11 protein-coding genes are annotated in these 14,072 nt (G+C 53.2%); 5 read left to right on the forward strand and 6 right to left on the reverse strand.

The window, feature by feature from the left end:
• Nucleotides 1–633: 633 nt before the first annotated feature.
• Entirely contained in the window at nt 634–1,386 is a 753-nt protein-coding gene (locus BUA28_RS12495; protein ID WP_072768458.1) for an outer membrane lipoprotein-sorting protein, read from the reverse strand.
• Nucleotides 1,387–1,449: 63 nt separating this feature from the next.
• Here BUA28_RS12495 and BUA28_RS12500 point away from each other — a divergent pair, with 63 nt between their 5' ends.
• From BUA28_RS12500 to BUA28_RS12515, 4 genes are all read left to right on the forward strand, one after another.
• Nucleotides 1,450–2,232 (forward strand): ABC transporter ATP-binding protein, encoded by a 783-nt coding sequence (locus BUA28_RS12500; RefSeq protein ID WP_083570015.1) that lies wholly within the window; start codon nt 1,450–1,452, stop codon nt 2,230–2,232.
• Nucleotides 2,216–3,892, forward strand: coding sequence for a DUF1302 family protein (locus tag BUA28_RS12505; RefSeq protein WP_072768459.1), 1,677 nt, complete (start codon nt 2,216–2,218; stop codon nt 3,890–3,892). The genes BUA28_RS12500 and BUA28_RS12505 overlap by 17 nt, the downstream gene beginning before the upstream one ends.
• A 360-nt stretch (nt 3,893–4,252) precedes the next feature.
• The gene (locus tag BUA28_RS12510) at nt 4,253–5,110 is read left to right on the forward strand and encodes a ThiF family adenylyltransferase (RefSeq protein ID WP_072768460.1); all 858 of its coding nucleotides are present in this window, start codon (nt 4,253–4,255) and stop codon (nt 5,108–5,110) included.
• The gene (locus tag BUA28_RS12515) at nt 5,111–6,190 is read left to right on the forward strand and encodes a nitroreductase family protein (protein ID WP_072768461.1); all 1,080 of its coding nucleotides are present in this window, start codon (nt 5,111–5,113) and stop codon (nt 6,188–6,190) included.
• Nucleotides 6,191–6,328: 138 nt separating this feature from the next.
• Here the strand turns inward: BUA28_RS12515 and BUA28_RS12520 are convergent, their stop codons facing one another.
• Nucleotides 6,329–7,540: an ABC transporter permease gene (locus tag BUA28_RS12520; protein WP_072768462.1), complete on the reverse strand. Its 1,212-nt coding sequence runs from the start codon at nt 7,538–7,540 to the stop codon at nt 6,329–6,331.
• 14 nt (nt 7,541–7,554) lie between these two features.
• Complete coding sequence (locus tag BUA28_RS12525) at nt 7,555–8,778, reverse strand: ABC transporter permease (protein WP_072768463.1); 1,224 nt, start codon at nt 8,776–8,778, stop codon at nt 7,555–7,557.
• A 257-nt stretch (nt 8,779–9,035) separates the two neighbouring features.
• On the opposite strand from BUA28_RS12525, the gene BUA28_RS12530 reads away from it, so the two are divergent.
• A complete protein-coding gene (locus BUA28_RS12530) occupies nt 9,036–10,283 on the forward strand; it encodes a nucleotide disphospho-sugar-binding domain-containing protein (protein ID WP_072768464.1) in 1,248 nt (415 codons plus the stop codon).
• A gap of 169 nt (nt 10,284–10,452) precedes the next feature.
• Here the strand turns inward: BUA28_RS12530 and BUA28_RS12535 are convergent, their stop codons facing one another.
• The 3 genes from BUA28_RS12535 to BUA28_RS12550 all read right to left on the reverse strand — a co-directional run bounded on the left by BUA28_RS12535 (nt 10,453) and on the right by BUA28_RS12550 (nt 13,883).
• The gene (locus tag BUA28_RS12535) at nt 10,453–11,454 is read right to left on the reverse strand and encodes an EDSAP-1 family PEP-CTERM protein (protein WP_072768465.1); all 1,002 of its coding nucleotides are present in this window, start codon (nt 11,452–11,454) and stop codon (nt 10,453–10,455) included.
• Nucleotides 11,455–12,073: 619 nt separating this feature from the next.
• Nucleotides 12,074–12,547, reverse strand: a complete 474-nt coding sequence (locus BUA28_RS12545; RefSeq protein ID WP_256598315.1) for an acyltransferase — start codon at nt 12,545–12,547, stop codon at nt 12,074–12,076.
• A gap of 604 nt (nt 12,548–13,151) precedes the next feature.
• Nucleotides 13,152–13,883, reverse strand: a complete 732-nt coding sequence (locus BUA28_RS12550) for an N-acyl amino acid synthase FeeM domain-containing protein (protein WP_218587265.1) — start codon at nt 13,881–13,883, stop codon at nt 13,152–13,154.
• Nucleotides 13,884–14,072 lie beyond the last annotated feature (189 nt).

Here is a 14,072-nt window from a genome sequence, read left to right on the forward strand (position 1 = left end):
TTAAGATGATTGACGTGAGCGTCCTTGAATCACAGGACGGATTTACTCTCTGATTCGAGGCTGGTTCTTTGGAATTCACGTACCGGCACAGCGTCGGGGCCAAGTTCATCAGTCTCCATGCCCGCATGTATATTTACGGAAGGCCGGATGCTAACTTTAGAGCTACTCCTTTTATTTCTTCTCACGCCTTTTAGAATGATGAGCCTCCACTGGAATACAGGCCGATTTGGCCACACGATAGCGACATTAGACACAATGTCGCTATTTGAACCGCGAGCACAAGCCGGGATTGAACCCGGTTGCGGAATGGAAGGTGGATGCAGAACTACTCGAAGGTGCTAAGGCTCAGCGTTGTTCAGCGAGATATTTACCGCCACGCGGTAAGAAACTTCATAGCCATGAAAATGCGGGAAACGCTCCACCCGAATGTCCACGAAACATTGAGCCTTATGAATGGATAGGTACTTTTTCGATTGTTAGTCTTTTGTGCGGCCCGCCGATTGCGAGTGCGCCGAACTGTCGCAAACGACTCATGAGAATGCACAAAAGATCCGCTTGAGTTCAGCGCGGTTTCAGTTTCAGACCTTGTTAGTTGAGCCCCGTTTTCTGCAAAACATGCGCGTGGTTCGTTATTTATTCGAGTTTCTTCAGATAGTCTTTGGTAAAAATCTTGTCGGGTAGATCGCGGAGTTTCATTTCTGTATATTCAAGCACCGATTCCTCGCCCCTGCGCAATGCATCAGTCATAACGAGGCGGGTAGGCCGCTTCTTGCCCAGTATCATCTCAAAGTTTTCATAGCGAGCGGTTTTAAGCAAACGATCCGACAATGAGTAGAACTCGGCGCGATAGGGCCAGAAATCCGATTGCCGTACCCAGTATAAGACTTTATGATACGTAACGCTTCGATCGACGCCAATAAGCTCCAGTACGTAGTACTTATCCCCGTCGATGGTGTCTGTGCGCAGAATCGTGGCGTTGTAATCGCCGGCAAAGTTTGCGCGCGCCAAATCGCCGTTGGCTACCTGGCCGGTCAGTCGCTGCGACATGGAAAGGCGTATAGGTTGCGAAATTTCCGGCATGAATATCCACAAATCGCGCCCTTTCATCAGTAAAATTTGCCCGCGCTCGGAAGCCGGTTCGGTCGTCATCACCACGCTGTTCTCATTTCCTTTGGATAGAACCTGGTATTTGCGCCGCTCGGCAGTTTTATCAGGCGCTGTCGTATTGATATCGACGTCTACCTGGAAACTTTCACGCGGGAAGCGAATCTGGTCAGCTTTTTCCAGGATGCTTTGGGCTAATTCCGCATCCTCGGATGCGATCGATGCCGTAGTGAAAAACATGAAAATTACCATAAGCAGGTATTGCAAAGTTTTTACTTGCATTTCAATTCCTGTCGTGAGATGCCGTTTACCCCTGTGTGGGTTTAAATATTTATGGAGTTTCTCATGAGCATTGTACACCTCGAAAATGTTTTCAAAGACTACACCCTCGGGGAACAGCAGGTCCAGGCGCTGAGGGACGTTACGCTGAATATTGAGGACGGTGCTTTTCTTGCGATCGCTGGTCCCTCCGGCAGCGGCAAATCCACGTTGCTCAACCTGATCGGTTGCATCGATACTCCCTCATCTGGAAAAATATTCATCAATGGCCAGGATATCAGTGGCAAGAAGCCTGATGAGCTTTCCGACCTTCGGGCCCGAACGCTTGGTTTTATTTTTCAGACATTCAACCTCCTGCCGGTTCTTTCGGCTGAGGAGAACGTCGAATATCCCCTATTGCAATTCAAGGAGCTGAACGCAACAGAGCGGCGCAGCCGGGTGGCAAAATACCTCGCCATCGTGGGTCTGTCTTCATTTACTCGTCATCGCCCGGGCCAGTTGAGCGGTGGACAGCGGCAGCGGGTGGCCATCGCGCGTGCGCTGGCGACACAACCGAAGATTGTGTTGGCTGACGAGCCGACCGCCAATCTTGACCATAAGACTGGTGAAGGCATTCTCCAATTAATGAAGAATATTAACGTCGAATTCAAGACCACCTTTATTTTTTCCACCCATGATCGGCGCGTGATGGAGTTGGCGGACAGGTTGGTGCACATAGAAGATGGACGGATTGTTACGCAGGACGTGAGGGCGGGCGGACCAGTTGCAGTTATCGAGCGGTCTCCCGCGACAAATTACCCTCTGGTTCACGGCGCCAATCAAAGCGAGGCGGATGGAACACACATCTAAATCGACGTGTGTTGTATTGGTAGCGGCATTGATGGGTTTGCCGCTACAAGGCTTTGCCGGGGCTGGCGTACCCGACTCCCCTGCTCGTGCAAAACCGCCATCAGACGCATCGCTAGTGGGTGATTCGGATAAGGAGCCTTTATATTTGTCCTTATCTTTATCTTTATCTTTATCTTTATCCCCATCTTCAACTCGCAGCGCGGTGAAACCGGCCAGCAGCGCACATATCGCTGTCGACCTGGGGAATGCCTTGTCAGGGGAGACCAGCGGCGAGCCCCTGCACATCTCTTTATCCCCCTCCCTTTCACTGTTCTCTGTCGAATCCTCCATCAAGGAAAATATGGCTGACTTGGCCTCGGAAGCTAAAGAGGACACCGAAACCGGATTTACATCCCGCGAGTCGCTATTTGGAGGCAACGCCCCGGTAAAGGAGAAATCGCCTCCCATACCGGTGTGGAAGCAGTTGGCAACGGGATGGAAAGGGTTTTCCCAGCTCGAAATCGCTGATAATTACGCGGATCCGGAACATTTATCCAAAGCAAAGCTGCGAACCGAATTGTCCCGAACCGGACAATTTGGCGAGCACGTAAAGTGGAAGATCAGTGGCCGTTTTGATTACGACGCCGCCTATGATCTATCCAATTTCTATCCCCCGGCGGTTCGCCGGGATCAACGCTATGAGTTTTTCCTGCGCGAGAATTACCTGGATGTTTCTGCCGGTGACTTCGACTTCCGCCTCGGCCGTCAACATGTCATCTGGGGCGAAATGGTCGGGTTGTTTTTCGCAGATGTGGTCTCGGCCAAGGATATGCGCGAGTTCGTCCTGCCCTCCTTCGATATCATACGAATACCGCAATGGGCGATGCGTGCGGAATATTCGAAAAATGACATACATGCTGAAGTAGTGTGGATTCCCGTACCGACTCTTGACGAGAGCGGCAAGCCGGGCGCGGATTTTTACCCGGGTCCCCTGAGGGGAGCAGCCAGTTTTCTGCCCGAAGACCGTTCCGGGCGCAATGTTGCGCACTCTAATTATGGAGTTCGTTTATCGCAACTTAAAAATGGCTGGGATATTTCAGGTTTCTATTATCACAGCCTGGACGCCGCGCCGACCTTCTATCGTGCCAGCGCACCGGCCGAACCCCTTGTCTTCCAGGCGCGACACGACGAGATCGACCAGGTTGGCGCAACGCTGGCGAAAGATTTCGGCTCAGTCGTGCTAAAAGGTGAGTTAATTTACACGGATGGGCGCAAGTTCAACGTCGCGCGCCCAAACGCGATCGATGGACTGGTCAGGCAGAATACGCTCGACTACGTACTGGGTCTTGATTTCAGCTTACCGGCCGAGACCCGATTGAATCTCCAGTTCTTTCAACGCGTCTTTTTCGCGCACGATCCAGCCCTTGTTACCGATAAGCTGGAGCATGGAGCCAGCATACTCCTCAACGGCAAACTCCGGCACAACGTTGAGGCGCAGGCATTGCTGATTCATAGCCTGAATCGCGGCGACTGGATGTTCCGCCCGAGGCTATCCTGGAATTTTGAGAGAAATTGGCGTGCAGCACTCGGGGCCGATGTTTTCGGCGGACAACCCACGGGGTTATTTGGTCGTTTCGATCAGAGTGACCGCGTCTATACCGAGCTACGCTATTCGTTCTGATGACTATGCATATGAAGCTCAGCCGGCATTACCCAACAATGGACGGATCCTATAGTAGCGCTTGGGGCTCATGCGGAACCAACTTTTTTTTGACCGATCGGAGAGCCAATTGCGCGGCATGGCGTAAAGAGTGCTGTTCAGCCGGCGTGAAAAAATCCATTGCTGAGCGTATTGCCGGAATGATTCTCAATTAATTTGGTTGCGTCGGCTATTCGTCGCGGTTGAGGTTATAATGAAAGGGGGTGTGATACGTATAACGAAGTAATCTGCTTCTTCTTATCCTCGTTTTCTCACTGCTGGTTATGGTAATTTACAACTTGCTCAGGTAGAAACTGGCGCTTGCCGGGATTTTTGCATCGCATGTTATCCTTTATCTATGATGAAGCCTTTTCGAGGAACATCGGCTGGCTAACCCAGCGGGAGCAGGATCAGTTGCGCCATAAACGTGTGGCGATTGCGGGTCTGGGGGGCGTCGGCGGACTGCATCTATTAACGCTTTGCCGTCTGGGCATCGGCAAGTTTCATCTGGCCGATTTCGATACATTCGATCTGGCGAACTTCAATCGTCAGGCGGGCGCGACTGTAAGCGCCTTGAGTCATTCAAAGCTTGAGGTAATGACTCAGCAAGCGCGGGACATCAATCCCGAGCTGGAAATAACAGGATTTGCCGAAGGTGTAACTGCCGGCAACTTGGATGATTTTTTGAATGGAGTCGATATTTATATCGACGGTCTGGATTTCTTTGCCTTCGAAGCTCGTCAGCAGGTTTTTGCAGCGTGTGCGGCAAGGCGCATTCCCGCTGTGACTGCCGCGCCCCTGGGTATGGGCGCCGCGGTACTGAATTTTTTACCGGGTAGCATGAGCTTTGACGATTACTTCCGTTTTGAGGACGGCCATGAGCGAGAAAAGCCCCTGCGCTTCCTCATGGGCCTGGCGCCTGCTCGCCTGCAAATGGGCTATCTGGTTGATCCTTCTACGGTTGATCTGGCCAATCGCAAGGGGCCATCCACCATCATGGCCTGCCAATTGTGTGCTGGCGTGGCAGCAACCGAGGCTCTGAAAATCCTTCTCGGACGGGGTCCGGTCCGGGCCGCGCCCAAGGGCTATCATTTCGATGCTTATCGCAACAAGTTGGTGTTGACCTCGCGGCCTGGTGGAAATCGCAATCCCCTGCAACGCCTCGCTATAGCCTTCGCAAAGCGCAAATTGGGTCTTTAGATGCACCAAATCCCCCAGTCCATCTCGGATATTCTCGAACTCGCCCGCTGGGCGCCCAGTGGGGATAATACCCAGCCCTGGCGGTTCGAAATCATTGACGAACGCCACCTCGTCATCCACGCTTTCGATACGCGCGACCATTGCATATATGATCTGGACGGGCACCCCAGCCAGATTTCCTTGGGAGTCCTACTGGAAACTCTTGCTATAGCCGCCAGTGCGCACGCCATGCGAGCCGAATTCCGGCACAACCCCGAATCCCCCGATACGCGTCCCGAGTATTTTCTGGAACTGATCCCTGACAGCCTCCTGCAACCGGATTCGTTGTTGCCTCACGTCCAGCATCGTTCCGTGCAGCGGCGGCCCATGCGTACCATTCCCCTTACCGAGCCACAGAAGCAAGCGCTGCAGCATGCGATCGGAATGTTCTATACCGTCCGTTGGTTCGAGGGAGGGATACAACGCTGGCACCTGGCGAAACTGATGTTTGATAACGCCAAACTCAGGCTTACCTTGCCGGAGGCTTATGACGTTCATCGCAGAATCATTGCATGGAATACGCGTTTCAGTGAAAACAAGGTACCTGATCAAGCACTGGGGCTGGACCCGATGACGCTCAAATTGATGCGCTGGGTAATGACCAGTTGGGGGCGTGTCGATTTTTTTAACACTTATCTTGCGGGACACCTGGTTCCCCGAATTGAAATGGATTTGCTGCCCGGCCTGTTCTGTGCCGCACACTTTGCCATTCTGGCTAAAAAGCCACCTGAGACTTTAGACGATTATGTTGCGGCAGGCCGCGCGGTTCAGCGTTTCTGGCTGACGGCGACGGGTCTTGGTCTGCAATTACAACCAGAGTTGACTCCTTTGATTTTTACGCGCTATGTGCGCGAAGGCAGACCATTCAGCCGCCTGCCCGGCGCCATGGATACCGCGACCAGGCTAGGTAATCGTCTCTCGAGGTTACTGCAGAACGATCCGGTAGAACAGGCGGTTTTTCTCGGACGCATCGGCAGTGGCGACGCCGTAACCAGTCGATCCCTGCGGTTGCCCGTTGAGAGATTAATAAGTGCGGAATAAATAAAAACTGTAACTCCGATTCGCTGAAACCGGTATTTGAATAAAAATGCGACGGCAGCTGTTACCCCACGGTTTTTTTCCGCGAAAAGGAGGGTGCTCGAGCCATAGGGTATGGAGTAGTTTCATAATGAAGGATATTTAGATATTGTGCCGTAGCGCGTCTACGACCTGCAGGCGCGACGCTCGGCGCGCCGGGAGCACGGCAGCCATGACGGATGCTAGTATGCCGGTAGCGGCTGCTGCCACAAGCGCCCACGGCACCAGACGAATCGTTGCAGTATAGCCAATGCTTGACCCCGGCGGCGGCGGCATGGCTATTCCCACTGCGGAGATAACGCTCGCAAGCATGATCCCCAGGATTACGCCGAGCAAGCTGCCAAGCAAACCCATCAGTGTATTCTCTAGCAGCACGAGTTTGAAGATCTGGCGTTGACGCAGGCCCAGGGCGAGCAATGTCCCGAATTCGCCGGTACGCTCGTAGATCACCATGTTGATGGTGCTGGCCACGCTCAGAACCAGCATGACCAGTATGATGGCCTGCAAGGCTCCGAACTGGCGCCGGTACAATGCCTCGGTCTTTTGATAAAAGTCGGCCAACTCCTGCCAGGGCTTCACTTCATAGCCGAGCGGTCCCAGCCGCGCTCTGACAATTTCTGTCACAGCGTCCGTCGCGCCGGTATCATCCAGCAGCACAACAATGCTGTGAGCCGATGGCGTAAACAGCAATTCCTGAGCGGCTGACAGCGGTATGCGTACAGCCCGGTCATCGTATTCCTTGGAGAAAGTGCGGAATACGCCGACGACTTCATATTCATGCGTGTTCAGCGCGCCCTCAGGCGTATTCACCATCAAGGTCATGAAACTGCCGGGAGGCAAATGCAGAGCGGAAGCGACGCCTTCGCCAATTACCGCTCCGAATGCATCGGAGTCCTGCAATGAGCGGCCTTCAACGATGGTTGTTGCTGTTCCCAGTTGCGCTTCCTTGCCTGGTTCGATGCCTTCGCCAATGATAGGTAAATCAGCGCGGCTATTGTTGGCAAGACCGGAAAAATTCACGCGGGCCATTACGGCTTGTACATGTGGGATGGATTTTACCAAATCCACCACGACCTTTGGCTGCGTGATCATATAACGCGCCGGCTCGCGCCGCCCGTACTCGTTAAAACCGCGCCGGAAAATCTGCACATGCCCTATACGGGAGTGAATTGTCGTCTCCCGCAGTTGCACGAACACATCCTCGATAAACCCGCCACTGATGATAATGGCAATCACCCCGGTGACGATTGCCGCCAGTGTCAGCGCCGTGCGCAAACTGTTACGGAAAATATTGCGGAAGGCAAGCCTGAACATGCGCTTTCGAAGCTCTAGATGTTATGACGCAACGCGTCAACAATTGGCAGGCGCGATGCCTTCCAGGCGGGATATAAGCCAGCGAGCAAAGTGGTTACAAACGCAATTAAAAACGCGATCATCAACACACCCAGCGTTACCCGGATTTCTCCGGTATAACCTTCTTCCATGCCCGGAGGCGGGGGCATGGGAATGCCGATCGCAGAAATCAGTTCGGCCAGGCCGTAACCAAACACCAGGCCCAAGGATGCGCCAGCCAGCCCAAGTACGAGCCCTTCGATGGCGAACAGATAAAGTATTTTTTTTCGTTTGAAACCGAGGGCCAGCAGCGTGCCGATCTCGCCGGTGCGCTCGAGTACGTTCATCACCAGCATGTTGGAAATGCTGAGAGCAATGATGCATCCAATGATCAGCCGCAGTACGTTCATCTGCTGCGAGAACAGTGCCACCGTTTTATTGTAGAAATCGGCTTGCTGATACCATGGCACAAATACCAGCTTGTTTTCCCCAGCCGGGAAGCGCGTGCGAAACCGCGCCAGATAGTCATCTGTGCGTTCGGTGTCTTCGAGCAGCACTAGCCAGGTGTGGACATCGCTAACCCGCATCAATGACTGCGCCAGGTCGATGGGCAGACGTAAGGCAGAATCGTCGTAAGCCTGGTTAGTGCTGACGAATATCCCAACGACTTTCCCCTCGACAGCGTTGATGCCGCCACCTGCAGTGGTTGTCAGCAGTGCGACCCTGGCATCCGGCCTCACGTTAAGGGTACGCGCCAGACCGCGGCCCAGAATCACTTCTTTCGCAGCCGCATCGGCCAGATTTCGTCCTTCCACAATACGCAAGGACTTGCTTAACTTCGCTTCCTGCTTCGGGTCGATACCATCTGCCACAAATGCCACAGTTGTCTCACCATGACTGACGAGACCCGTCACCACCAGCCGCGGCGCCACCATCTTGACGCCAGGAGTGGATTCGATCGCTTCGCGCTGCGGCGAGCTCTCCGGCAATAAATAAGCGTAAGGATCGGCTGCGCCCGCCTTGAGGTATCCCGGCCGCATGACTTGAATATGGCCTAATTGCGATTCGATGGTGCTTTCGCGCATGGCCCAGAAAATCCACTGGATGAATCCATCGGCGAGTACCAGCGAGCTGGCACCGACAGTCACCGTAAGTAGGGCTACCAGTGCCCGTCTTCGATTACGCGCAAGATTGCGCGTGGCGATCAGCAGGTCAACCATGGCATTCAAAAATTATAGGAAATTTAACTGGAAAATTCATGAGTTACGGGAGTACTGTCATTATCAGATCTACGGTCGTCCCGGCCATTGCAGTCGTCGGGAACGGGTTGCCACCGGTTTCACATCTACCACTCGCGGCTTCCCTTCCTATTAACGGTTGGCCGTAGTGCATCTGTAAAACTTAAGCTAATTTTGTTGCATAGCGCGATACATAATAATCCACGTGTTATGGTATCGCTTTCCTTGGAGCGCATGTTATGGAAGCGCCAAAACCTGTCATTCTTTTTGTTGCCGAGTCAGTCACCCTTGCACATTTCGGGCGGATCGCGATGCTGGCAAAGGCGCTTGCTTCGTCTGCATATGAAATAGCTGTCGCGTCAGACCCTCGCTACATCGGTCTGGAACCCTCTCTGGAGCCGGTATTCCACCCTATTCGATCGATCCCGTCGGCGGAGTTCGCGCATGCCCTTGCTCGCGGAAAGCCGTTATACAGCGTCGAGACGCTCACCCAGTATGTTGAAGACGACCTGGCACTGCTCGACAGCCTGAAGCCCGATCTGGTCATAGGCGACTTCAGGCTATCGCTGGCCGTGAGCGCGCCATTACGAAAAATACCTTATGCGGCCGTGGTGAATGCTTACTGGAGCCCATTCGCGAGTACCCGTTATCCGGTGCCTGACCTGCCCATGACGCGAATGGTGGGCGTGCGCCTGGCGCAAAAGCTGTTTGATACCGTTCGGCCCATGGCCTTCGCGCAGCATGCGCGGCCTTTGAATCGAGTGCGCCACAACTATGGGCTGCCGCCTCTCGGACCGGATCTCAGGAATGCGTACACTTGGGGCGATTACACTTTATATGCCGACATCCCCGAAATGGTGCCGACCTGCAATCTGCCAGCCAACCATCACTATCTCGGTCCTGTGCTTTGGTCAACCCATACTCGATTGCCCGAGTGGTGGGATCGATTGCCCGACGGCAAGCCGGTGATTTTTATCACCCTGGGCAGTTCTGGGCAGGCGAGCCTCCTGCCCATGGCGCTCGATGCCTTATCGCGGCTACCGGCCACGGTTATCGTTGCCACCGCTGGCAAAATTGCGATTACCGATACGCCCGCCAATGCATACGTTACCGATTATTTACCCATGGATATCGCAACCCGGCGTTCGAGACTGGTGATCAGCAACGGCGGCAGCCTGACCACTTATCAGGCACTAGCCATCGGCGTGCCGGTCATCGGCCTGTGTTCCAATATGGACCAGTTGTTGAACATGGGAGCGGTGGAACGTGCAGGAGCCGGCCTTACGCTGCGTGGTGCAGAGATATCTGCTGCCGATCTCTTTTCGGCAGCAGATGCCATACTGGGGGATTCTCGTTTTTATCAGGCGGCTAGCGGGCTCAGCCGATTGTTGCAGCAGTATGATGCGGGGCAGCGCTTACGGGAAATTGTAACGGAGATACTTGCTAAAAAGGGAAAGCAATCTTCATTGGATCAACTTGTGGGATAGCAGCAGAGCAGCTCACTTTTTTATAACCAGGTTCAAGTAATGTCGAAAAATATTACACCCGTCGCCGGGAGTACTTCCGGTCAGTGCGGACCGGCCGCAAATAGCCAATGCTGAATTAAAAAGGGCAAGGATCTGACCCCTTGCCCTTCAAAACAGCCAACAGCAAGCATTATGCAGGCCGGCGACGGCGGCCCGCGAAGCCCATGCCGAGCATTCCCAAACCTACCAGCGCCATTGTGGCTGGTTCTGGAATCTGATTGTGACTTACAAACTGGGATTCATTTGTGTCCAGCGTAAATTCGTAGCGGCCAGTGGGTAACGTATGGGTTATTACATTAAAAAAAGCGAAAGTATTAAGAGGCGAGAATGAGATATTATCGCCGGCCCTGACCGTTCCCACGGTTCCATTCAGATTTTCGGGATCAAAGAGTTCGATTCCCCCGATCGTGCCACCTGGCGCGTTGATAATGCCATCCGGAGCCCAGTTGAACACTTCTGTGTGTGGCGCTATACCGGCGACGTCAACGGCAGTGACGGTGAGGCTGTTGTCGAAGTTCGCTTCGGCCTTCGAACCGGGCCCCGAATTCAGGTCCAGAATCACCTGCGCGTATGGGTTCGCGAAAAATTGGAATGCCATCGTGGCGGGTCCGTCCAGGTCGATTGTGAATGACGCCAGGGAGGACGATGAGCTGTTTTCCGCGCCCGAGTTGGCGAACCCGGTGAGCGGGATGTTACCCTCCGCAGCGTTCCGGACCGCGATCAGGGAAGTTGCCGTCTGTTCGCTAGGCGTATTGCCATCTCCCCAGGAGTAGGCCGTCGCAGTTTTGCCAAACGGTGTATAGCCGGCTTCAAAAGCACCTGGGCCCCCAGTCGGGCCGGCGTTCGTGACCGTCTCATCTGTTCTCAACGTTCCCTGGCTTGCAGCGGTAGCATTCGGCAGCAGACCAGACTTGACGTCTTCCGGATTATTCATTGGCGCCGGTGTTCCTGATGTGCTGGTTGCGGAAGAGGCAATGCCCGGCGTGACTGTACCACCCGTTACGCCGATCTGGCCATCTTGGAGAACGACAGAGGATAAGGCATAGGCACCGGCCTGGGCTTGCTCCGACAGGACCAAGCCCCCGGCCAGCAGGCTGGCCGACAGCGTAAGCAGCTTGAATTTCGTTTTCATAATTAATACTCCTGAGTTGGATAATCCTGCGAAACCGAAACCCGTCAAAAGCAAGACAGCTGCTCTAACTCGACAACTCGACAGCCTTGCTCCTGCTATTTTTGAAGCAATGTATATGCGAGTGTAATGTTAATCCTAATTAACAATAACTTACAATATGATGTGCAAAGTCAGGAGCAGGTATTCGTCTTGGCTGTAAAATAATTCGACATTTATTGCCCGCAGTGCGCTCCCGAATGGGAGTTCGTCGGATGTCGTTAGAATGCTCAGGCACGCATTTCTTACCCTGCTGTTGCACCTAATCTGGGCGCCTTGCAGCACCATGGCGGTCAGGAACAGCTGGTACTGGCAGACGCGTGGAGGAGAGGGCAAAAAAAAACACCGGGGGCGCCGGCGTGCATTGACGGAATCCTCAGCGCAGGTAGGCCAAAAACTCAACAGGTGAATAATGTTGCGCCTGCGTAGGATTTATTAAGAGATTTTTTTGCAGAATCGGCTCTAGGGGGAGGCATGCTCGTCAATTGCAGATGGGCAAGGAAAGTACACTCAGCCGGGTCATCCCCTGGTGTGTGAGTAAACCGACATTTTGCTCGTATAATAGATTACCTTCTTATTTTATCTATACTTCGCTGCCCCGCTTGAGTAGTTTAGCTGGGACGCCACCCCAGACTTCGCCCTTTCCGATTCTGCTGCCCTTGGTTACCACTGCACCCGCCGAGACGATGGCGTCATCACAGATAGTTACCCCCGACATTACGACAGCGGTTGCGCCGATAGTCACATTGTCTCCGATATGAATTGCGGAAAGTGAAAGCCGTCTGTTTTCTATGGCATGGGAAAATAGCACCGCATCGTGGCCAATAATGCAGTTGTTACCGATATAAGTCAGCGGCGGATCGAGGATCGCGCCTGCGCTGTAAGTGTTGTGTCCCAGGCGTGCGCCAAGCGCAAGATAAACCAGACGAAGCAGCGGCACCGGCAGGAAGTGTGTTCTGATCAGAGAATTGAACAGGATAAGGTAGAACAATATATTGACTTGTGCCACAAACTCTACTTGTGAACCCTCTGCAATATCGCCCTCCCGCAGCGGCAAGATACTCAGAAACAGTTGGTATACTGCAAAGGCTTAAATTTACACCCAGAACAGGGCCGCGCACGTCAGCGCTATACCGCGGAAATCTCCTAGCAGTAGTGAGCCAAAAAGCAGTCAGCTAGTACCTAAGCCAAGCGCGAGGATCAATATAAGCAACATCAGGAAAGCAAGACATTGACTTGACGTAATCTGTCGCATATCGGCTAAACGACGTCATGATTGCTGAGAGGCGGGGAACCTAGGCCGAACAAAATGGAAAGTGTGAGCAACTACTGAGCCCAGTAGCAGCGTCCCTGAAGAAAGGGTGGATTGGCAGCAGTTGCGTCGAACGCATCGAGCGTTTCGTTAAGCCATTGCCGCGAAGGCTATTGTCGCAACGACGATTTGCCGCTGGCTTTACAGGCTACAGCCTGCACCACAGAATGCTCGCAAGCGTACGCCTAAAAAAATTACAAATAGATTCTGCACCTGTTCGATCCTCTGCAGAGATAATTAATACGTCCCGCTTATTGCTGTTCTGGTTTTACGCGAGAACCGATTCCGTAGAGAGTCACAGTAAAAGCTAAAACCCGGGGTGAAGTGCATATAAGAAAAGCGTTTTTGCTTAACCGTATAGAGCGGCAAAATCGAAAGCTGTTGCTCGGTTAATGTGATTGATCCTCTTGGCCACCTTTTTTTCCTCATGCTCAGGTAAAAAATAGGGGTAGAGCGATCTTTCCCGCGGTTCATGCGAACCTGCCAAGCAGGAAACCTGCGCATCCACGTAATCCAGTTCCAAATGCAGCAGCACAGCCGGGGCGTTGACCCGTCGACAGTTAGAGGTTTCGCCAAGCTGGCGAAACCCTAGCATACGCTTATAATACCCGGTATGACGCGGGTTAACCTCAATAAAGAAATCTGTCGCCCTGTGAATGATGCGCCCGCATATGTACGCGAGGTTGAACAGGGATGCTAGCAATTCCTTTGAGCTGAACTGAGGATCGATTGCGAGTTTTGACAATTCGCATACTTTTCTATCTTTTACCCGAAAGGTGCTGATTTTCTCTTTATAAAGTTCGTCAGCCAGCAGCCCATGTTCCGAATCGAGCCTTAGTGAGAGTGTGCCGACAAGGTCTTCCCCGTTGAACGCCTCCAAAGTGGTCTGACTGGGCGGTACCGCAGTATTCTCGGTATTGTAGCCACGCCATGAGTACATACGCTTAACGAGCGCGCTCACCTCACTACTTCGCCCCGGTGAATCTGCCAGGCGGATGCTGTAGTCCCCACGCCTCAAAACACACTGATCAAAGGCTTCATTCCGCAACCCCTCATTAGGTCGTACATGTGGCGCAGTCATTAACCTCAGCGAAGTGCGGTTTCCGCTCGTTGCTGCGGATGAGAAGGAATGGGGTCTGTCCAAGCGACGAGCTTCATCATTATGTAATAGCATGGTATGTCCAGAGATTTAATCGGATTGACTCAAATTTGAAACGCGCAAGCTTGGCAGTATGGCCACAGCCTCTAGCCCGCTCCCTTTTCCAATAGA

The organism is Nitrosospira sp. Nsp11 (genome assembly GCF_900142705.1).
Classification (GTDB): Bacteria; Pseudomonadota; Gammaproteobacteria; order Burkholderiales; family Nitrosomonadaceae; genus Nitrosospira.

What these genes read in the sequence shown, in the direction of transcription:
- BUA28_RS12495 (WP_072768458.1), bottom strand. Translation starts at nt 1,386, where the DNA reads ATGCAAGTAAAAACTTTGCAATACCTGCTTATGGTAATTTTCATGTTT.
- BUA28_RS12500 (WP_083570015.1), top strand. Translation starts at nt 1,450, where the DNA reads ATGAGCATTGTACACCTCGAAAATGTTTTCAAAGACTACACCCTCGGG.
- BUA28_RS12505 (WP_072768459.1), top strand. Translation starts at nt 2,216, where the DNA reads ATGGAACACACATCTAAATCGACGTGTGTTGTATTGGTAGCGGCATTG.
- BUA28_RS12510 (WP_072768460.1), top strand. Translation starts at nt 4,253, where the DNA reads ATGTTATCCTTTATCTATGATGAAGCCTTTTCGAGGAACATCGGCTGG.
- BUA28_RS12515 (WP_072768461.1), top strand. Translation starts at nt 5,111, where the DNA reads ATGCACCAAATCCCCCAGTCCATCTCGGATATTCTCGAACTCGCCCGC.
- BUA28_RS12520 (WP_072768462.1), bottom strand. Translation starts at nt 7,540, where the DNA reads ATGTTCAGGCTTGCCTTCCGCAATATTTTCCGTAACAGTTTGCGCACG.
- BUA28_RS12525 (WP_072768463.1), bottom strand. Translation starts at nt 8,778, where the DNA reads ATGGTTGACCTGCTGATCGCCACGCGCAATCTTGCGCGTAATCGAAGA.
- BUA28_RS12530 (WP_072768464.1), top strand. Translation starts at nt 9,036, where the DNA reads ATGGAAGCGCCAAAACCTGTCATTCTTTTTGTTGCCGAGTCAGTCACC.
- BUA28_RS12535 (WP_072768465.1), bottom strand. Translation starts at nt 11,454, where the DNA reads ATGAAAACGAAATTCAAGCTGCTTACGCTGTCGGCCAGCCTGCTGGCC.
- BUA28_RS12550 (WP_218587265.1), bottom strand. Translation starts at nt 13,883, where the DNA reads ATGACTGCGCCACATGTACGACCTAATGAGGGGTTGCGGAATGAAGCC.